The 20969-nt window shown below is 53.5% G+C and carries 17 protein-coding genes; 8 read left to right on the top strand and 9 right to left on the bottom strand.

The window, feature by feature from the left end; genetic code table 11:
• Positions 1 to 29 precede the first annotated feature (29 nt).
• Positions 30 to 965 (top strand): tRNA 2-thiocytidine(32) synthetase TtcA, encoded by a 936-nt coding sequence (ttcA, locus tag AB6731_RS04190; protein ID WP_032678259.1) that lies wholly within the window; start codon positions 30 to 32, stop codon positions 963 to 965.
• A gap of 50 nt (positions 966 to 1015) precedes the next feature.
• On the opposite strand, the gene dbpA is transcribed toward ttcA, so the two are convergent.
• From dbpA to AB6731_RS04175, 3 genes are all read right to left on the bottom strand, one after another.
• Positions 1016 to 2389, bottom strand: coding sequence for an ATP-dependent RNA helicase DbpA (gene dbpA / locus AB6731_RS04185; RefSeq protein WP_014170312.1), 1374 nt, complete (start codon positions 2387 to 2389; stop codon positions 1016 to 1018).
• A gap of 484 nt (positions 2390 to 2873) precedes the next feature.
• Complete coding sequence (gene zntB, locus AB6731_RS04180) at positions 2874 to 3857, bottom strand: zinc transporter ZntB (protein WP_047356423.1); 984 nt, start codon at positions 3855 to 3857, stop codon at positions 2874 to 2876.
• A 200-nt stretch (positions 3858 to 4057) separates the two neighbouring features.
• Entirely contained in the window at positions 4058 to 5209 is a 1152-nt protein-coding gene (locus AB6731_RS04175) for a methyl-accepting chemotaxis protein (protein ID WP_371005923.1), read from the bottom strand.
• A 457-nt stretch (positions 5210 to 5666) separates the two neighbouring features.
• Between AB6731_RS04175 and AB6731_RS04170 the strand changes: the two genes are divergently transcribed.
• The 4 genes from AB6731_RS04170 (at position 5667) to AB6731_RS04155 (ending at position 10116) form a co-directional block, all read left to right on the top strand.
• Positions 5667 to 7796 carry a putative bifunctional diguanylate cyclase/phosphodiesterase gene (locus AB6731_RS04170; protein ID WP_371005922.1) on the top strand — a complete coding sequence of 710 codons (2130 nt, stop codon included), beginning with the start codon at positions 5667 to 5669 and terminating at the stop codon, positions 7794 to 7796.
• A gap of 92 nt (positions 7797 to 7888) precedes the next feature.
• Complete coding sequence (locus AB6731_RS04165) at positions 7889 to 9121, top strand: diguanylate cyclase domain-containing protein (RefSeq protein WP_371005921.1); 1233 nt, start codon at positions 7889 to 7891, stop codon at positions 9119 to 9121.
• Between the two features lie 73 nt (positions 9122 to 9194).
• Complete coding sequence (locus AB6731_RS04160) at positions 9195 to 9335, top strand: Ecr family regulatory small membrane protein (protein WP_020882478.1); 141 nt, start codon at positions 9195 to 9197, stop codon at positions 9333 to 9335.
• 217 nt (positions 9336 to 9552) lie between these two features.
• Positions 9553 to 10116 carry a DJ-1/PfpI family protein gene (locus tag AB6731_RS04155; RefSeq protein WP_025204027.1) on the top strand — a complete coding sequence of 188 codons (564 nt, stop codon included), beginning with the start codon at positions 9553 to 9555 and terminating at the stop codon, positions 10114 to 10116.
• A 69-nt stretch (positions 10117 to 10185) separates the two neighbouring features.
• Here AB6731_RS04155 and AB6731_RS04150 read toward each other — a convergent pair whose 3' ends face one another.
• Together AB6731_RS04150 and AB6731_RS04145 are read right to left on the bottom strand one after the other, a co-directional pair.
• A complete protein-coding gene (locus tag AB6731_RS04150) occupies positions 10186 to 10944 on the bottom strand; it encodes a hypothetical protein (protein ID WP_371005920.1) in 759 nt (252 codons plus the stop codon).
• A 115-nt stretch (positions 10945 to 11059) separates the two neighbouring features.
• The gene (locus AB6731_RS04145) at positions 11060 to 12676 is read right to left on the bottom strand and encodes an ABC transporter substrate-binding protein (protein WP_047955687.1); all 1617 of its coding nucleotides are present in this window, start codon (positions 12674 to 12676) and stop codon (positions 11060 to 11062) included.
• Between the two features lie 185 nt (positions 12677 to 12861).
• Between AB6731_RS04145 and mpaA the strand changes: the two genes are divergently transcribed.
• Positions 12862 to 13575, top strand: a complete 714-nt coding sequence (gene mpaA / locus AB6731_RS04140; RefSeq protein WP_020882474.1) for a murein tripeptide amidase MpaA — start codon at positions 12862 to 12864, stop codon at positions 13573 to 13575.
• On the opposite strand, the gene ycjG is transcribed toward mpaA, so the two are convergent.
• Positions 13566 to 14531 carry an L-Ala-D/L-Glu epimerase gene (ycjG, locus tag AB6731_RS04135; protein ID WP_113656274.1) on the bottom strand — a complete coding sequence of 322 codons (966 nt, stop codon included), beginning with the start codon at positions 14529 to 14531 and terminating at the stop codon, positions 13566 to 13568. The two genes, mpaA and ycjG, sit on opposite strands and share 10 nt — an antisense overlap.
• A gap of 107 nt (positions 14532 to 14638) precedes the next feature.
• On the opposite strand from ycjG, the gene tpx reads away from it, so the two are divergent.
• A complete protein-coding gene (gene tpx / locus AB6731_RS04130) occupies positions 14639 to 15145 on the top strand; it encodes a thiol peroxidase (protein ID WP_020882472.1) in 507 nt (168 codons plus the stop codon).
• A 332-nt stretch (positions 15146 to 15477) separates the two neighbouring features.
• Positions 15478 to 16686, top strand: a complete 1209-nt coding sequence (locus tag AB6731_RS04125) for an aldose 1-epimerase family protein (RefSeq protein WP_371005919.1) — start codon at positions 15478 to 15480, stop codon at positions 16684 to 16686.
• A gap of 36 nt (positions 16687 to 16722) precedes the next feature.
• Here AB6731_RS04125 and tyrR read toward each other — a convergent pair whose 3' ends face one another.
• From tyrR to AB6731_RS04110, 3 genes are all read right to left on the bottom strand, one after another.
• Complete coding sequence (tyrR, locus tag AB6731_RS04120; protein WP_014170325.1) at positions 16723 to 18264, bottom strand: transcriptional regulator TyrR; 1542 nt, start codon at positions 18262 to 18264, stop codon at positions 16723 to 16725.
• Between the two features lie 113 nt (positions 18265 to 18377).
• A complete protein-coding gene (locus AB6731_RS04115) occupies positions 18378 to 19430 on the bottom strand; it encodes a YcjF family protein (RefSeq protein ID WP_020882470.1) in 1053 nt (350 codons plus the stop codon).
• On the bottom strand, positions 19427 to 20824 hold the full coding sequence (locus AB6731_RS04110) for a YcjX family protein (RefSeq protein WP_371005918.1): 1398 nt from the start codon (positions 20822 to 20824) through the stop codon (positions 19427 to 19429). The genes AB6731_RS04115 and AB6731_RS04110 overlap by 4 nt, the downstream gene beginning before the upstream one ends.
• Positions 20825 to 20969 lie beyond the last annotated feature (145 nt).

The following is a 20969-nucleotide window of genomic DNA, read 5'->3' as shown; positions in this document are numbered from 1 at the left end:
GCCCCATTTGAAATTTGAGTACAGATTAAATGCAACAAAATCAAGATATTAATAAGAAAGAGCAATACAACCTGAATAAACTGCAAAAGCGTCTGCGCCGTAACGTTGGTGAAGCCATTGCAGACTTCAATATGATTGAAGAAGGCGACCGCATTATGGTCTGCCTGTCAGGTGGTAAAGACAGTTACACCATGCTCGAGATCCTGCGTAATCTTCAGCAAAGCGCGCCGGTGAAGTTTTCGCTGGTGGCGGTTAACCTCGATCAAAAGCAGCCTGGTTTCCCGGAACACATTCTGCCGGAATACCTGGAAAAACTGGGTGTTGAGTACAAAATCGTAGAAGAAAATACCTACGGGATTGTGAAAGAGAAGATCCCGGAAGGCAAAACCACCTGCTCACTCTGCTCTCGTCTTCGCCGCGGCATCCTGTACCGTACCGCGACAGAACTGGGTGCAACCAAAATCGCACTCGGCCATCACCGCGACGATATCCTGCAGACGCTGTTCCTGAATATGTTCTACGGCGGTAAGATGAAAGGCATGCCGCCAAAACTGATGAGCGATGACGGCAAACACATTGTGATCCGCCCGCTTGCCTACTGCCGCGAGAAAGATATCGAGCGGTTCTCTCAGGCCAAAGGGTTCCCGATCATTCCATGTAACCTGTGCGGCTCTCAGCCGAACCTGCAGCGTCAGGTGATTGGTGACATGCTGCGTGACTGGGACAAACGCTACCCGGGCCGTATCGAAACCATGTTCAGCGCGATGCAGAACGTGGTGCCTTCTCACCTCGCGGACGTTGAGCTTTTCGATTTCAAAGGTATCAACCATGAGTCGGAAGTGGTGAATGGCGGCGATCTGGCGTTTGACCGGGAAGAGATCCCCGTGAAACCTGCTGGCTGGCAGCCAGAAGAAGATGACAATCAGTTTGAAGAACTGCGCCTGAATGTCGTGGAAGTGAAATAGTGGAATAATGCAAACGCGTCTCAGACCACCGTCTGAGACGCGTTTAAACCTTATTTCAGCAGACGAACGCGACAGGTTTTACCCTTGATTTTCCCGTTCTGCAGCTGTTTCCAGGCCTTATGGGCAACCGACTGGCGAACAGCAACATAAACATGTGCAGGATGTACCGCAATCTTGCCGATATCAGCCCCATCCAGCCCCACGTCTCCGGTCAGCGCACCGAGCACATCACCCGGACGCATCTTGGCTTTTTTACCGCCATCAATACACAGCGTTGCCATTTCTGCTTCCAGCGGAACGAGACTGACGTTGCCCGGTGCATTCACCCAGTTAAGCTTAATCTGCAGCATTTCAGACAGAATATTGGCGCGCTGCGCCTCTTCCGGTGCGCAGAAACTGATGGCCAGACCGCTGTTTCCGGCACGCGCAGTACGGCCGATACGGTGAACGTGTACTTCAGGATCCCATGCCAGCTCGTAGTTCACGACCAGCTCAAGCGATTTAATATCCAGACCGCGCGCCGCCACGTCGGTGGCAACCAGCACGCGGGCGCTGCCGTTGGCGAAACGGACCAGCGTCTGATCGCGATCGCGCTGTTCCAGATCGCCATGCAACGATAACGCGCTCTGACCTGCGGCGTTCAGGGCGTCACAGACCGCCTGACAATCTTTTTTGGTGTTACAGAACACCACGCAGGAAGCGGGCTGATGCTGACTGAGCACCTTCTGCAGGAGCGCGATTTTTCCGTGCTGGGACGTTTCATAAAACTGCTGCTCGATAGCAGGCAGCGCATCAACACTGTCAATTTCGATGGTGAGCGGATTTTTCTGCACGCGGCCACTGATTGCGGCGATCGCTTCAGGCCAGGTCGCCGAAAATAACAGCGTCTGACGGTCTGCAGGCGCGAAACGGATCACTTCATCGATAGCATCGCTGAAGCCCATATCCAGCATCCGGTCTGCCTCATCCATGACCAGCGTGTGTAATGCATCCAGCGAGACCGTACCTTTTTGCAGGTGGTCGAGCAGTCGGCCAGGCGTCGCCACAATGATGTGTGGAGGATGCTGAAGCGAATCACGCTGTGCGCCAAACGGTTGTCCGCCACAGAGGGTTAAAATCTTGGTGTTAGGCAGGAATCGCGCCAGACGACGCAGCTCGCCCGCGACCTGGTCCGCCAGTTCGCGGGTTGGGCACAGCACCAGAGACTGCGTCTGAAACAGCGCAGCATCAATATGCTGTAGCAGACCCAGACCGAAAGCCGCCGTTTTTCCGCTCCCTGTTTTAGCCTGAACGCGTACATCACGCCCCTCAAGAATGGCGGGCAATGCGGCCGCCTGAACAGGCGTCATGGTGAGGTATCCCAACTCGTTGAGGTTATCGAGTTGGGCGGCGGGCAGTACATTCAGGGTTGAAAAAGCGGTCACAATAGTCTCTCGTGGTCATCTTTGCGGTCAGATGGCGCGTATCCTCGCAGATCTCGGGGTTCGATGCGACAATTTAATCGGTTCTTCATCGGGCGGCGGGTCAGGCATGGGTTGCGGACGCGGAACAGGATCGGGCATCGGTGTCGGATCGGTGGGGATCGGATCGGACTGACGTGAATACTGCAGTTGCAGAGCGAGTAAGATGCTCATCATTCCCTCCAGGTTTTACTGACGTCCCTTTTAGGGTAGACGCTGGGGAACAGGAGGCAAAAAAAAGCCGACTAGTTAAGTCGGCGTCGTACGAATCAATTGTGCTATGCAGTAATTCAAAAAAGGAAGTAAGACAATATGGAGCGCAACGCCCATCGCTTGACGTTGCATTCACCTGCGGGAGTAATATTGCACCTTACGCGGTCATTGTTTATTGACTTCGCTCAATTAAAAGAGCGTTTTGATCTCCGTAAAAGCTGAAAAAAGCGTAAATTTACAGCCATTTACTACGATGCAACCACCATGCAACACCACCGATCAAAACAACTAACATGACGCAAAATGCGGTAAAGCCATAATGGGCCGCGCCGCCGGGAATTCCGCCCAGGTTCACGCCAAACAATCCCGTCAGGAATGTGCTCGGCAGAAAGACCATTGCCATCAGCGACATCGTATAGGTTCTTCTTGCCAGCGACTCCTGCATCACCTGCGCGATCTCATCCGCCATGACGCCCGTGCGGGCAATACAGGAATCGATTTCATCAAGTCCGCGGCCCAGCCTGTCGGCAATATCCTGCATTCGGCGTCGCTGATCGTCATTCATCCAGTTGAGCCTTTCGCTGGACAGACGCGCGTATACGTCCCGCTGCGGCGTCATATAGCGGCGCATGACTATTAACTGCTTACGCAGGAGCGCCAGAAAACCGCGCGGCGGGATCTGCTGATCGAGCAGGTTATCTTCGAGGTCGATGATTTTATCGTGCAGCTCTTCGATAAACTCACTCGCATGGTCAGTCAGCGCGTCGCAGACGTCCACCAGCCAGCTTCCGCAATCGGTCGGTCCGGTGCCCTCTTTCAGATCGTTCACAATATCATCCAGCGCCAGAACTTTACGCTGACGGGTGGAGACAATCAGACCATCGTCCATATAAACACGCATCGCGACCAGCTGGTCAGGACGTTCATCGGTGCTGCCGTTAATGCAACGCAAAGTAATGAGCGTGCCGTCCCCCATTCTGCTCACGCGTGGCCGCAGGCTTTCACCCGCCAGCGCATCACGCACGTTGTTCGGCAGGAGCGGCGTCGAGGCCAGCCAGTCGGCACTGTCCGGATGGGTATAGTTAAGGTGTAGCCAGCAGGGATGCTCATTATCAATAACATCGTTGTCTTCCAGCGGTCGGGCACCGCCACGACCATCCAGCACCCAGGCAAAAACTGCATCAGGAACGTTTAGTTCTGATCCTTTTATACTCTCCACCGCGCCTCCCCCTTTTCAGCTCTTTCGTTGTCAGTCTAGCTTTCATCAGGGGTTAAGCAACAACTATGTTTCGCATCGCGCTGAATTCGCTCAGGAAATAACCGTATTCCGCCAGGCGCCTTTTCAGACCGCACGGGAGGGTAATTCAGTGGCGAGAAGTCCGGATAAAAGAGCCCGGTTGACCAGGCTCTTTTCGTGCATCAGAGGGAGTGACCGGGACGCGATTGGAATGACAGCGGGCCAGCATGAGAAGGCGTGGATTCAGCCTGATCCCCCTTTTCGAGCCGGAAGTTACGCGTCCGCGCCTGCAGTTCACTTACCTGATTACGCAGTACATCAGAGGATCCGTTGAGTTCTTCTGCCATCGTAACGTTACTTTGCGTGACCCGTTCCAGCTCAGACAAGGCCAGCGTAATCTGGGAAATGCCTTTCTCCTGCTCTGACGTCGAGGTGAAAATGTCATCCATCAACTGGCTGACATTGCCGGAGCCGGTCACAATTTCTTGCATATTCTTTTCAGCTTCGGACACAACGGTCACGCCCTGAGTAACGTTATTGCTGGTCACTTCAATCAGCGTTTTGATGTTTTTGGCGGCATCCGCGCTGCGGTGGGCCAGGTTTCGCACCTCTTCTGCCACCACCGAAAACCCTTTTCCGTGGTCACCGGCTCTGGCCGCCTCAACGGCCGCGTTTAGCGCCAGGATATTCGTCTGGAAGGCAATGCCGTCGATCATTGAGATAATCTCCGTCATTTGCTGTGCACATTCGGTAATGGATTGCATATTGGTGGCCACCTGCCCCATCAACTCGCCACCTTTACGCGCCTGCAGTGTCGCCCTGTTTGCCTGCTCGCTGGCCAGTCGGGTGTTATCGGCATTATTTCGGGTACTTGCTGCCATCTGCTCCATGCTGGCAGCCGTTTGCACCAGCGATGCAGACTGCTGCTCTGTTTTCACCGAAAGCTGCGCGCTACGCGCGGAGAGTTGATCGGACAAGGTCATGGCGGTTTGCGACGAGGCCCTGATCTCGCGTACCAGGGTCGCGATGTTGCTGGAGAGGCTGTTAATCCCGGGGATTAAACGCCCTGCACAGTTATTGCCAAATTCAGGGATAGTCACGCCAAGATTGCCTGCAGTCACTTCTTCAATACTTTTTTTCACCGTATTGATCGGCGTCACAAGATACTTTGTCATGTAGCCCCAGAGCAAAAATAGCGCAACGAAATTAATGATATTGAGTGAAATAAAGAGAGAGGATTTGCTGGAAAATAGAACAACGACACCTGCATCAACCAGGAAAAGACATAAAAGGAACCCGGCAATGAAGGTTCTGACACTAATATTTTTTAGCATGATTATATCCACGATTTTATATTTTGGTCGGCATTAAGATTTATAGCATTCGTGTTGTTGTTTGTCCTGATGAACAACGCTGGTTTCACCTTTCGCCGTTAGCCACCTGAGATTTAACTTAAGTCAGATAAAAACAGGGTATTAGTGAAAATGTTATATGCAGCATCCTGTGATACTGGTTTCCTGCCACTTTAAGCGATACCATCGCCTGCGATGAGACAATATGGCCGCGCTCATATTTAAGGAGCTTTGCTGCAATTATTCGCCTTTGTTTAGCAATGCTTAATAAGTGCCGGAAAGAATATATTTTATATTCACCGCCAGCCTTAACATTTTAATATGACCGGTCGTTTTGCACGATACCTAACTCATATTATTTGAATGCGCATGTACGTTGCCAGATAAAGACGTGCCCGGCAGGCGAAATCGGTAACCCTCTTTGGCGTGGGATTGCATAATGCTCAATATATCGTGGGACCCTGTGTTAATAGCCCTCTCGTATCTGGTGGCCTTTATCGCCTCATTTGTGGCCCTGGACGGCGCCGGAAAAATCCCGCTTTCCAGCCGTAAAACAGCGATGTTCTGGCGTATCGCCGGAGGCGTCACGCTTGGGATCGGGATCTGGTCAATGCACTTCATCGGCATGCTGTCGATACAAATGCCGATGATAATGAGCTATAACCTCTGGTTAACCCTCGCCTCACTGGGCGTGGCGGTAGTTGCATCCACGGTCGCCATCAATATTGCCGTAACGGGTAAAACCCTTTCCCCTTTTCGATTGATCGTTGCCACGGTGCTCCTGAGTGCTGGCGTGGTCTGTATGCACTTTATCGGTATGGCCGCACTGATGCTGGACAGCCATATTCTCTGGGATCGACGCATTGTTGCCGTGTCCGTGTTGATTGCCGTTATGGCCTCCGGCGCGGCGCTGTGGCTGGCATTTCGCCTGCGGGATATGCGCAAAGGGGTGTTTATCAATCGTATTCTCGCGGCCTGCGTGCTGGGTGTCGCCATCTGCGCGATGCACTACACCGGCATGCGTGCCGCCCATTTTCAGGAAATGACGCATACCCTGCCCGGCGGTATCAGCGAGTTGGGGTTATCGGTCTGGGTTTCTGTCACCACACTGTGCCTGCTCGGCGGTATGTTAATGATTTCGCTCATCGACTCGCACCGGCGGACGAACCGACTGACCGATAACCTACGCCAGCTTAATCGTCAGCTTGAACTGCAGGCGCGGTTTGATGCGCTCACCGGTCTCGCTAATCGCCACCAGATGGACATTCGGATGCAGGATTGCCTGCGCAGCGCATTGCTCAGCAAGAAGCCATTCGCCGTGATTTTCCTCAACGTCGATCATTTCAAACGCATCAACGATACCTGGGGCCACAACACCGGGGATGAGTTGTTAATCTCTCTCGCGCAGCGCATTACCGCCCGCCTTACCCGCGAGATGACCCTCGCCAGGCTTGGCGGCGACGCCTTTATCCTGCTGGTTCCCGAGTGTGACGACGATAAACTCAACCCGCTGCTCACGACATTGCTGGAGGATATGCGCCGCCCGTTTTCACTTTGTGGGCACACGCTGAGCACAACAATCAGCGCGGGTATCAGCCTCTACCCGCAGGATGGCGAGACGCTGCATGAGCTGAAGCTAAAAGCCGATGCGGCCCTGAATCGCGTCAAAGAGGATGGACGAAACGGCTGGGCCGTCTACCGGAACGAGATGTCAACGGCCATTCCGGCCAACCCCGGCTTCCTGCAGGAGTTAACTCAGGCGCTGGAACGCGATCAGTTTGAACTGTGGTATCAGCCGACCTGGCATGCAAAAGACACCACTATTCACGGTTTTGAAGCCCTTCTGCGCTGGCGGCACCCTGAGCAAGGGGTGTTGCTACCTAATCTGTTTTTACCGTCGCTGGAACAAACGGGGCTGATCATCCCGGTGGGGAACTGGGCGATTGAAGCGGCATGCCGTCAGCTTCATTTCTGGACAGAACAAGGTTTCAGCCAGTGGACATTGTCCTTTAACCTCTCCCCCGTCCAGTTCGAACAGCCGGATATCTTCCACATCATTTCGTCGATGTTGCATAAATATAATCTGTCGCCCTCCCGGCTTATCCTTGAGGTGACAGAAAGTACCGCACTGAAAAATCTCGACCGCAGTATTGAATTACTCAATGCGTTCAATCAAGCCGGGATTACCGTCTCGATTGATGATTTTGGCACCGGCTATTCCAACCTGTTGATGTTGAGCGTTCTGCCCGCTAAAGAGCTAAAAATCGACAAAAGCTTTGTGCACTCGATGCTGGTAAATGAAAAAAGCCGCAAGCTGGTGGAAACCATTATTAATATCGCCAGGACCATGGAAATGAATGTGGTTGCGGAAGGGATCGAGACGCAAGAACAACAGGTGGTGCTGACGGACCTCGGCTGTGATTACCTGCAGGGGTTTCTTTTCTCCCGTCCTTTACCTGCCGAACAGGTTCCCTGGCTGCTGCTGCAAAAAAACTCAGACAAACAAATTATACCCATTGGTAAAATTCACGCGGAACCCGCATATATTTCACAAAAAAATCATGCCTGACCGGGTTAAGTAGAGTATGTTTCAAAGGAGTCCACTCCCGTTAATTCTGTCATGATCCTCAGGCACATTGTGCCGATGTACAGGAATACGCTATGTCGCAAAATTGTTTTGATGCGCTGAATTTAATTAAAACCCCCGTGTGGCTCATTTCACCTGCTTCAGAACAGATCATTTTTGCAAATGTGGCCGCCGCTCAGATCATGGGCGATAAAACCCTGGATGACCTACGCAAAGGTACCTATTCCGCCAATGCGCATCACGTGCTGTCGATGTATGTGCCTGAACTGAAGAGTGAGCAGGAGATCGTCGAAATCTGGACCATCTCGCGCGATGGACATGAAACCGCGCTGAGCTGCCGTCTCTCGCTTGCCCATTTCGTGCCCCAGGGGAATGTTATTGTTTTTGAAGGGCTGACGCAGCAGGTTCTCTCCGGGCTTAAGGCCAGCCGCTCCGCGACCTACCAGCGCAAAAAACAGGGATTTTACGCGCGCTTTTTCCTGACCAACAGCGCGCCAATGCTGCTTATCGATCCGTCCCGGGATGGCCAGATTGTGGATGCCAATCTGGCGGCGCTGACTTTTTACGGTTATGCGCATGATGAAATGTGCAGGAAACATACCTGGGAAATCAATACCCTGGGGCGGGATGTGATCCCCGTAATGACGGAAATTGCCGCGTTGCCGGGCGGCCATAAGCCCCTCAACTTTATCCACCGTCTGGCCGATGGCTCCACCCGCCATGTTCAGACCTATGCCGGGCCGATTGAAATTTACGGTGACAAATTGATGTTGTGCATTATCCACGATATCACCGAGCAAAAAAGGCTGGAGCAGGAGCTGGAACACGCGGCGCTGCGTGATTCCATGACGGGCCTGCTCAACCGGCGTCAGTTCTATATCATCACCGACCAGGCCAATACCCATCATCTTCCCGCGCAGCAGCAATTTAGCCTGCTGCTGGTGGATACCGATCACTTCAAAAATATCAACGACCTCTTCGGCCACCTGAAAGGTGATGAGGTACTGATCTCGCTCTCGCGCACGCTGGAAGCCTGTAGCCGCAAAGAGGACCTGGTCTTCCGCTGGGGCGGTGAGGAGTTCGTCATCCTGCTGCCGCGCACCCCGCTCGACACCGCCCTGCAAATCGCCGAAACTGTGCGCGATGCGGTCGCCCGTATCACGATCCCGGGTTTACCTCGCTTCACCGTCAGCATTGGCGTGGCGCGATATAATCCGGGCGAGAGTATGGATGAGCTGTTTAAACGTGTGGACGATGCGCTTTATCGCGCCAAAAGTGATGGGCGCAATAAAGTCCTGGCGGCATGAAACTGGTGTATCTTCGTAAGCCCCGTTACAATGCCCCTCTCGAATAAATGGACCACAGGTGGGTAGATGTGCAATGGGAAAAACAGAAATAATACTCACCATAATTATTTTATTCGTTATTATATTTGGCTTCTGGTTTATTTTCAGCGGTGAGATCTGGTTTCTGGTGGAATACCTTGAGAACAGTATCTACCCCACCTTCGATGCGCTATGACGCATGTTTAATTCCTTGTTTCACCTACCGAATCTGTCAGGTATCAGCATCGGTAAGAGGTGCGTAAAATACGCAACGTTATCCTCCAACAAGTTGATAACGAATCATTAAATCATTTGCTTATTTCGCCCGTTCTCTGACGGGCTTTTTTTATTTCCGGCAATTCAGCCGTGCCAGGCTATATCTTAAACATCGTTAAACCTAAAGGTGAGAAATGATGAGCAAGAAAATCCTGATGTTGGTCGGCGATTACGCCGAAGATTATGAAACAATGGTGCCCTTTCAGGCTTTACAGATGATTGGCCATCAGGTGGACGCCGTCTGCCCGGACAAATCCCGTGGCGACTACATCATGACGGCGATCCATGATTTCGACGGCGCCCAGACCTACAGTGAAAAGCCGGGCCACCGTTTTATCCTCAATGCCGATTTTTCCGCCGTAAAAGAGCAGGATTATGACGCGCTGCTAATCCCGGGCGGACGAGCCCCTGAATATCTCCGGCTAAATGATGACGTGCTGAAACTGGTGCAGGCCTTCGACGCCGCGCGCAAACCGATTGCTGCGGTTTGCCACGGACCGCAACTGCTCGCTGCTGCCGGCATATTAAAAGGACGAACCTGTAGCGCCTATCCCGCCTGTGCGCCTGAAGTCCGCCTCGGCGGCGGGCACTATGCCAATATCGGTATCGATCAGGCGCACGTAGACGGTAATCTGGTCACTGCCCCCGCCTGGCCTGCGCATCCGCAATGGCTGGCGAAATTCAGTGCATTGCTAGAATAACGTTGCCCTGCTCCCGCCAGCAGCGCCTGGCGGGAGCAATCCGCGGGGAATAATGTGTCGCCCGGCGATTTAGCGATCCTGCTGCTCCCACTGCGCTTCCCGCTCACGCGCTTTTCTGCGGGCTTCATCTTTTTCACGATACAGTGGCGGATAGTAGATGTTCCCCCAGTCCCATTTACCGAACCAGAGACTCATCAGCGTACTAAAGATGAGTATAAGTACGGTATAAAACAGAACGGTTCCGCTTTCACCGCCGTGGCTGAACAGATCGATGACCAGCGAATGCTGCGCGTCGCTAAACCACTGCGGATGGTCATCAAGCATCATGAAAAACAGGATCCCAAAGAGTAAATCCCCGACTTTAAATCGTTCATGAAATTTCGTGCGCCAGTTTGCATTATGTTTTTCATAATAATTTAGCAGGAACTGGTTGTTTTCCTTCAACGCTAAATCAAGTACTTCGCCTGAAGGAACTTCACCCGACCTCTTCTGATAATCACTCTGCGCGCGCAAGAAATCCGGGAAGATACTGCTGTAGATGAGCTCATTGAGTAATAGCCTGACGATATTGGCTATAAAAGGCATCACGGTGGTGGCAATCAAACCTAAGGCGGCGAGCGCCACGCAGAAAAAACCCAGATGTTCGGTCCAGTTAAGTGTCTGAACAGGCCAGGTCAATATTCCTTGCCCGCTGTATACCAGCAGCGCCAGATCGGCGAAAAGGACAATATAGATGAAGCGGATAATCCATTGCCATTCCCAGATTTTATCCATAATCCCTAACCCTGCCGGGAAAGACGCTTTCTCTTTCTTTTCATCCGTCATCATTTACCTCCCCTTTGACTCACGGAACAAACATCCCTCGTTCAATAAAGAAAAACTGGCGCAAATGCGCCAGCTCTTAATTTAACGTTCACAACGAAGCCCGGCGGTTACCGGCTCGTCAGTGTTTCTCAATATACATCGTCCGGCTATAAGCCACGTCTTCCGGGTTATTAATGGGGTAACCTTTCACCCATGGTTTGATCAGGCGGCCGTTGGTGTACTGGTAAATAGGTGCGATTGGCGCTTTTTCCGTGAGGATTTTCTCCGCCATGTTGTAGTCTGCGTTGCGGGCTTTCGCCGTGTTTTCGAGCGTCGCCTGATGGATAATTTTATCGTACGCCGGATCGTTGAAACGCGAGATATTGCCGCTGTGGGTTGAGGTCAATAACGACAGGAAGGTCGATGGCTCATTGTAATCCCCGACCCATGACGCGCGGATCACATCGAAATTACCGGTATTACGGCTGTCGATGTAGGTTTTCCACTCCTGGTTCTGCAGTTTGACGTCAACGCCGAGGTTTTTCTTCCACATCGAGGCCACCGCAATCGCGATTTTCTGATGGTTTTCTGACGTGTTGTACAACAGGTTCAGCTTCAGCGGGCGCTGAGGGCCATAGCCCGCGGCCTGAAGCAGCGTTTTCGCCTGGGCATTAAGTTCCTGCTGTGACATTTGCTCAAACGGCGAGGTTTCTGGCGTAAACCCTGCCGTCACGTCTGGCGTGAAATGCCAGGCGGGCTTCTCACCGGTTCCTAACACTTTGTCCGCCATGATGCGGCGATCGATGGTCATGCTCAGGGCGAGGCGTACACGGGCATCGGCCGTGGGTCCTTTTTGCGTATTAAACGCATAGTAATAGGTGCCCAGCTGAGGCGGTGTATACACCTGTCCCGGAATGTCCTTGAGCAGCTTCTGATACATGTTTTTCGGGAACGATTCGGTGATATCAATATCATCCGCCAGATAGCGTTTAGTGGCCGAGGATTCCTGGTTAATCGGTACGAACGTCACTTTTTGCAGGACGGTTTTGGCGTTATCCCAGTAGTGTGTATTCGGCACCACAACCAGTTTTTCATTCACCACGCGATCTTTCAGAACGTAGGCGCCATTTCCGACCAGAGCCCCCGGACGCGTCCACTCTTTTCCGCTCTCCACATTGGCCTTTTGCACCGGATAGAAGGCAAAGTTTGCCGTCAGATTGCTAAACCACGGCAGCGGTTTATCCAGCTGCACACGTAAGGTTTTTGCATCTACGGCCGTCACGCCCAGCGTATCTGGCGCGGCTTTACCATCAATTATCGCCTGTGCGTTATGGATACCCGCCAGCGCAGCAAACCAGGCAAACGGAGACGTGGTTTTCGGATCAACCAAACGCTGCCAGCTATAGACAAAATCCTGAGCGGTAACCGGCGAACCGTCAGACCATTTCGCGTTATCACGTAAGGAGAAGGTCCAGATACGGTTATCATTACTCTGCCAGCGCGTCGCCACGCCTGGGGTCAGTTCACCTTTCTCATTCTGATTAACCAGTCCTTCAAAAAGGTCGCGAATGACCTGTATCTCGGGTAATCCCACGGCTTTTGCCGGATCAAGGGAAGCCGGCTCATCTTTAATATGTCTGACCAACTCCTGTTTTTGCGCCAGTACCGTGCCCTGTGGCACATCAGCGGCGTACGAAAGTGAAGAGAGTCCGCACAGCAACAGTGCAGCACAGAGACGCGAAACAGGATGCTTCATAAGATCCCCTTTTATGAATTCAGGTAATAAGCAGATGCGTAATTATTTGTTTCGACAATGAGAATTGCAAATACCTTCCTCCGGAAAGTTGATATCCGGCAATTTTCCCGCCATACGGAAACTATTTGATTAACCGCGAGTTTTGCACAACACTGCCAGTAGAGACTTCTTTATCAGGATTTCCTATGGCAATCACCCGACCCAGAGCGGAACGCGGCGCCTTCCCGCCAGGTGCAGAGCAGTATGGCCGTTCATTTTTAGGCGCATCGCTGATTTGGTTTCCGGCCCCCGATGCCGATCGCAACAGCGGTTTGATCATTGCCGGCACGCACGGCGACGAGAACTCGTCTGTCGTCACGCTCTCGTGCGCGCTGCGCACGTTGACGCCCAGCTTACGACGTCATCACGTGATTCTGGCCGTCAACCCGGATGGGTGTCAGCTTGGGTTGCGCGCCAATGCGCGGGGCATCGATTTAAACCGTAATTTCCCTGCAGCAAACTGGCGCGCCGGTGAAACGGTTTATCGCTGGAACAGCTCCGCCGAAGAGCGTGACGTTGTCTTACTGACCGGCGACACGCCGGGCTCGGAGCCGGAAACACAGGCGCTGTGCCAGTTAATCCATAAGATCCACCCGGCCTGGGTTGTCACCTTTCACGATCCGCTGGCCTGCATCGAAGATCCGCGGCACACCGAGCTGGGCGAATGGCTGGCGAATGCTTTCGCCCTGCCGCTTGTCTCCAGCGTGGGCTATGAAACCCCTGGCTCATTCGGCAGCTGGTGTGCCGACCTGGGATTACCTTGCATCACCGCGGAATTCCCGCCGATATCGTCAGATGAAGCCAGCGAAAAATATTTAAAAGCCATGGTGGAGCTTCTGCGCTGGCAACCTCAAAAATGAAGGACGCCGCTGGTAAACGTGAGTGCCGGTGAAACGTCAACCGCCAGCCATGTCGGGCCATCAAGATCGGCAAAACTGACATGATTTACCAGCGGCAGCGCCGCGTTGATCGCCCGGGATGTACACAGCATACATCCCAGCATGATTGAAAACCCCTGAGCTTGCGCCTGTTCTGCCAGCGCCAGCGCCTCTGTCAGCCCACCGGTCTTGTCGAGCTTGATATTGACCATCTCGTAACGACCCTGCAGTTCAACCAGGCTATCGCGCGTATGGCAGCTTTCATCCGCGCAGATAGGCAGCGGGTGGATAAAATTCTTCAGCGCCGCATCATCCTGTGCCGGCAGAGGCTGTTCCAGCATGGCTACGCCCAGGTCGGCCAGCAGCTGACATCGTGCGGCAAGGCCTTCGGGATGCCATGACTCATTCGCATCCACAATTAACGTGGCTGTCGGGACTGCCGAGCGGATAGCGACCATACGCTCGCTGATCAGACGATCGTCAAGCTTCACCTTTAACAGCGTCGCCCCCGCATCAAAGAGTGCTTTTGCGCTGGCGGCCATGTGTTCAGGCTCGCCAATCACCACCGTTTGCGCCGTGACAACCGATGTCGGCAACGTGACGCCTAGCAGCGTCGTCAGCGAGGTTTGCTGTTTGGCAGCCTCCAGGCTCCAGAGTGCGCAGTCAATCGCATTACGCGCCGCGCCGGCGGGTATACGCTGCTGTAACGCCTCGCGGGTGAGCCCTTTTTCCAGATCGGGAACGAGCGTCATGATAAGTGCCATTACCGACGCCAGACTTTCGCCATAGCGCGGGTACGGCGTGCACTCGCCGGCGCCCTTAATGCCGTCCTCTTCTATCTCCACCACGACCACACTGGCTTCGCTTCGACTGCCGCGGGAGATCACAAACGGGGTATGCAATGGCCAGGCTTCTTCATAGACCTTAACGCTTCTCATCACTGACTCCTTGCGGCCCGGAAAGGCGAAAAAATTGGTTTGCCGTGTTATCCGCTGATGGCATACACTAGCCCCGACGTTAACTATATGTAAACAGGAAGATATCTATGTCACAACTCGTTCATTTCCAGGGCAACCCGGTTACTGTTGCAGGTTCCATTCCACAGGCTGGCAGCAAAGCACAGGCTTTTACTCTGGTGGCTAAAGATCTGTCTGACGTCACACTGTCTCAGTTTGCTGGCAAACGCAAAGTCCTGAACATTTTCCCAAGCATCGACACCGGCGTCTGTGCTGCATCCGTGCGCAAATTCAACCAGCTGGCGACGGAAATGGATAACACCGTTGTGCTGTGTATTTCTGCCGACCTGCCGTTCGCCCAGTCCCGTTTCTGCGGTGCTGAAGGCCTGAGCAACGTCATTACCCTCTCCACCCTGCGCAGCCCGGATTTCCTGGAAAACTACGGCGTGAGTATCGCGGAAGGCCCACTGAAAGGCCTGGCAGCGCGCGCTGTACTGGTTATCGATGAAAATGACAACGTCGTGTTCAGCGAACTGGTTAACGAAATCACCACCGAGCCGGATTACACTGCCGCGCTGGACGTGTTGAAAGCATAATGAATGCTTAGCATTCTATATAGCTTAGCAATCTAATGAAATAACAGGGTTTATTTCTCTTTGCAGGCTCTGGAAGACGACACATGACAAACCTCGCACTGGCGGGGTTTTTTATTCCCTTTAAGCTGAATCGTTAAAGCTAAACCCTTCACTGTTCACATTTACTGTGCAATTAATTGTATTGAAGTTAACTTAATTGCGATCTTATTCTCATATTAGACCTTAAATATTCATATTTTCTTCCCTAGTGAAGCACATCACATTTCCCTTCAGGTCAAAACATTAGATTTGCTGACGAAAGTAAATAATCGTTTCAGCAAAAAGGAAAGGATATGAAAATTAAACTGGCTATTACGCTCCTTGCGGCTTTGATTTCGGGTCATGCTGCGGCGAAAACCTGGGTGCTGACAAGCGCTGAAAGCGGCGTGGAGAAAGGAAACTGGAAAATAACGAGCGATGCGCTGAAGGTAAAAGATCAGGCGTTCAGCATTGAACAAAAAGTGTTGCACGGTGGGAAACAGGAAGGCAGCAAAATCCTTGTTATCAGCAGTAAAAGTGGCCTGACCATTACCTTAAGCCCCTCTCGCGGTATGAACCTGCTCCATGTGGAAGGCTTCGGCACCAGAATGGGCTGGGATTCCCCGGTAAAAGAGGTCGTGAACCCGGCATATATTAATCTGGAAAGTCGCAACGGGCTTGGCTGGCTGGAAGGTTTCAACGAGATGATGGTGCGCTGTGGCTATGAGTGGACGGGCCACCCGGTCACGGCTGACGGCCAAATCTACACGCTTCACGGCAAGGCGGGCAATACGCCTGTCTCGCAGGTTGAAGTGGAGGTGGCTGACGCCGCCCCCCATGAAATTCGAATTCGTGGTTTGATCAAAGAGAGCACGTTCAAAAAAGCAGATTTGCAGACCATGACCGAACTGCGCTACGTCCCAGGAACCAACCAGTTCAGTTTGCATGATGTCCTGACAAACCATGCCGATTACCCGCATGATTATCAAATCATCTACCACAGCAACTTTGGTACCCCGATCCTCGAAGAAGGTGCGCGCTTCCTTGCCCCGGTCGCGAGCGTCAGTCCATTCAATGACTACGCGAAAGCCGGTGTCAACGACTGGCAGACCTATGCCGGGCCAACGAAAGGCTTTGATGAGATGGTGTTTAACCTCAAACCGCTTGCGGATAACAACCACGAAACCCTCGCGGCCGTGGTGAATAAAGCCGGTGATAAAGGGGCGTCCATTCAGTTTGATACCCGCCAGTTGCCGGTGCTGACCTTATGGAAAAACACCGACACCCTGAAGCAAGGTTATGTCACCGGTATTGAGCCGGGTACCAGCTACGCCTACCCGGTCACCATTGAGCGCGAACAAAAACGCGTTAAGCAATTGCAACCGGGAGCCAGCACACAGTTTGATCTGACCTATACCCTGCTCCATAACCCGCAACAGGTGAAAGACGTGGAGAACCGAATTGCATCGATTCAGGGAGAGACAAAGGTCGACATTAATAGCACTCCTATCGCAAAAGAATGAGTAAAAAAAAAGCCTCTTTACAGAGGCTTTTTACCGTTATTCGTCACCCTTCTTCTGATTCAAACCATACTCTCGCAACTTATTGGCAATCGCGGTGTGTGAAACGCCAAGGCGTTTTGCCAGCTTACGGGTGCTTGGATAGCTACGGTACAGTTGCGTCAGCACGGAGCGCTCAAAACGGCTGGTAATGTCATCCAGCGAACCTTCCATCGCCTCTTCACCTACTGATACCGTCCCGGCATCGTAATCCGGTAACAGAATATCCTGCGGACGCAGTTCATAACCTTCCAGCTGCGTCAGTGCGCGGTAAACGGCGTTCTTGAGCTGGCGAATGTTGCCCGGCCAGCCGTAGCGCATGAGCACCGTGCCGAGATCGGCTGAAAGCTTCGGACGCGGTACCCCCTGCTCGTCGGCAAAGCGCGCCACAAACAGTTCGGTCAGCGGCATGATATCCTGCGGGCAATCGCGCAGCGGTGGGATATTCAGGGTCAGGACATTCAGGCGGTAGTAGAGATCCTCGCGGAATACCCCTTTTTGCACCAGTTCGACCAGGTTTTTCTGCGTCGCACAAATCACACGCACATCCACATGAACTTCGTGATCCTCGCCTACGCGGCGGAACGTGCCATCATTGAGGAAGCGCAGCAGCTTGGCCTGCATGCGTGGCGACATTTCACCAATCTCGTCCAGCAGCACGGAGCCGCCGTTAGCCTGCTCGAAGAACCCTTTTTTACCTTCCGGCGCGTGACCAAATAATTCGCTTTCGACGGCATCTTCCGGAATCGAGGCGCAGTTAAGGGCCAGATACGGTTTTGCCGCTCGCGGGCTGGCCAGATGCACAGCGTGCGCCAGCAGGTCCTTTCCGGTACCGGTATCGCCGGTAATCAGCAGTGGCGCGGTCAGACTCGCGAGTTTGCGCGCCTGATCCACTACATGCCGCATTTTCGGGCTGACGGCAATAATCTGGCTGAATGCCCCCACATCCTGACTGGAGATATTTTGCAGCTGACGGCCCATGCGCACGGTGGAACGCAGCATGATCACGGCGCCGGTCAGAACGCGCGTGTCGGCCTCGCCTTTCAGATAGACCGGCGTTATCTCCATTAAGAAATTCTGTCCGTGGATAACCACATGCTCGCTGTGGGTGTTCTGCGGATTGCTGTCCAGCCAGCGCTGGAAATTAAAGCCGGGAATCAACTGTGCTGCGTTGTGGTTGCTGAGTTTTTCCTGACTCTGCGCGAACAGCTGGCAGCTGGCATGGTTAACACGCTCAACCTTACTTTTTAAATCCAGGGAGAGGAAAGGCTCTGGCATGGCTTCAAGCAATGCGCTCAATGCCAGATGCTCACGCTCCGACGGCATCCAGGGGATGGTGCGTACATCCGTAACGCCAGCGATACGGCGTATTTCTGCCATCAGGCTACTGAACGTATTAAATTCAATTTCGGCAAAATTGAGGTAAATTCGCCCGACAGGATCGATCTCAATGCCACGTAAATCAATGCTACGTAAAACAAGAAGATCGAGTAATTCGCGGGTCAGACCGAGACGGTCTTCACAGAAGACTTCAAGACGCATGGGAAATTCACCGTTTTAAGCCAATAACATTAAAATGATATGTCAGAACACGGTGATCGGGAAGATGGCTGTCAACAAATATTGACAGCCAGCACGATTAATGACCAAACCGGCTACTGAACCGGTTTTTTATTGAGCGTCTCTTTGAGCTGACCGATTAACTCACGTCGGAAATCCCCCAATCGCGGCTTATCGCCATCAATCCACGGCAGTGGACGGCACACTTCCATCGCTTTGATGCCCAGACGGGCGGTCAACAAACCGGCACCAATACCCTGCGCGGCACGGGCAGAGAGACGCGCCGCCAGATCCTGCGACATCCAGTCCATCCCCACTTCCCGCACCAGCTCGCTTGCTCCGGCAAAGGCGATGTTGAGCAATACCAGACGGAACAAGCGAAGGCGGCTGTAGTACCCCAGCTCAATACCGTATAAAGCAGCAATCCGGTTAATCAGACGCAGGTTACGCCAGGCGATAAACGCCATATCCACCAGCGCCAGCGGGCTGACGGCAATCATCAGGGTTGATTCCGCAGCAGAGCGGCTGATTTCGCGCCGCGCCTGGGCATCCAGCACCGGCTGCACCATGTGGGAATACAGCGTCACCACTTCACGATCGTTCTGGGTTTCATGGATAGCGGCATACCAGCGCTGAAGCGCCGGGTGTGACTGGTCAATACCCGCCTGACTGGCCAGCTTTTCACAAAACGCGCGGCCTTTGCCGGTTCCGTGACTGTGGAGCAGATCCCGCGCTTCATCACGCTCATGGGCGCGCTGTCGCAGGCGCCACAGGCGACGCCACTCGGTCGCAACAGACCCGACACCCGCCCCCACAATCAGAGCACCGGCAGCGCAGCCGCCCAACGCGACCCAGTCCTGGGTTTGCCAGGCGTTGACCGCCCACTGGACGCCTTGCCCAACCACGCTGACGCCAAACAATGCCAGCCCGGCAGTCACCATCTTTCGCCACAGGCTGCGTTTTGGGCGTAGCGCGGCTTCCACGACCGCTTCAGCCGGCCCCTCTTCAACAAGCAGCTCTTCGGTCAGCGCCGGGGCAAAATTATCTGCCTGCGGGCCATTAAACGTCTGCGCAGTTTTAAACGCCTCCGGGTGCTCTTGCTCAAGCGTTCCGGTAAAATCAATGCGCGGTTTTAACGGTTCCGTCATCGCAATTTATCTCCAATCAAAAACTCCAGCGCCGCATCCAGACGGATATGCGGTAACGGCTGATCGACCGTCATGGCCTGCGGGCGGAAGGCTTCAAACTGGAAGCCCTGGTTCTGCCAGAAGGCCGGCCCCGGAAGGCGTGCGGGCACTTCGCCCGGATAGACAGTAAGCGGTTCGCCGTCGCTGAGACGGTTCCCGCGCAATGCCGGTATTTTCTCGCCATTAAGGTCAATCAACCCACTCTGTGTCGCCTGTACGGAAGCCAGTCCGAGGCAATCCATGCTGATCCCTTCGAACGCGGCATTCTGCCAGGCGTCCTGCACCAGTTGCTGCAGCAGCGACACCATATTGGCATGCTGATCGACCGTCACGTGATCGGCTTTTGTGGCCGCAAACAGCAGCTTGTCGATAACGGGTGAGAAGAGACGGCGAAACAGCGTGCGCTGCCCGTAGTGAAAACTTTGCATTAACTGTGTCAGCGCCAGGCGCATATCGTTGAAGGCCTGCGGCCCGCTATTCAGCGGTTGCAGGCAATCCACCAGCACAATCTGGCGATCAAAACGTAAAAAGTGGTTTTTATAAAAACCTTTCACCACTTTTTCACAGTAGTAATTGTAACGCTCGCGCAGCATTCCGGCGTTAGTGTGTTTGTCCGCCTGGGCCAGTTTTGATTCCCCGATGCCATCCACGTCCGGCCACGGGAAAAACTGCAGCGCAGGTGCGCCCGCCAAATCTCCCGGCAGAACAAAACGGCCCGGCTGGATGAAATGCAGCCCTTCCGGCTTACACTGATGCAGATACTCCGTCCAGGCCTCGGCAATCGCCGCCAGCCGGTTTTCATCGGCAGGCGCCAGCGGATCCAGGCCTTCGCACAGTTTTCGCCATTTCGTCGACCACTCGGCGCGGTTGCCCTGCAACAGCCCCGTCATCTGCCGTGACCAGCTGAGATAGTCTTGTGCCAGCATAGGTAAATCGAGCAACCACTCACCGGGGTAATCCACAATTTCCAGATACAGGATGGAGGTATCCTTGAAGTGGCGCATCAGGGATTCATTAGAGCGAAAACGCAGCGCGAGGCGAATTTCACTCACCCCGCGCGTCGGCGTCGGCCAGGTGGGCGGTTCACCATAAAGCTGAGCCAGCCCTTCATCATAGGTAAAGCGGGGAATGCCAAAATCGCGCTGAGGCACACGTTTAACCCCCAGCAGGCGCTCTTCCCGCACGGCGCTCAGCAGCGGCAGCCGCGCCCCACTGTGCAGGTTAAGCAGCTGGTTCACCATCGCGGTGATAAACGCCGTCTTGCCGCTGCGGCTCAGCCCCGTCACCGCCAGACGCAGATGACGGTCAACGCCACGGTTCACCAGTGAATTGAGTTCGTTCTTAAGTCGCTTCATCGCCGTCCTTCATTGCCCGGAAGCCTCAAATACATTGCTTCAGAATACAATAAATGGGGGCAGATCGTTGATTATCAATTCTTATTTATTGCTATTGCCGTTTTCTCTCCAGTAAGATGAACGACATTGCTGTTAGTCAGGAGTG

This window comes from Enterobacter sp. RCC_40, assembly GCF_041360735.1.
GTDB lineage: Bacteria > Pseudomonadota > Gammaproteobacteria > Enterobacterales > Enterobacteriaceae > Enterobacter > Enterobacter ludwigii.
The sequence above is the reverse complement of the archived record's forward strand: the minus strand, read 5'-3'. Positions and strand labels throughout refer to the sequence as shown.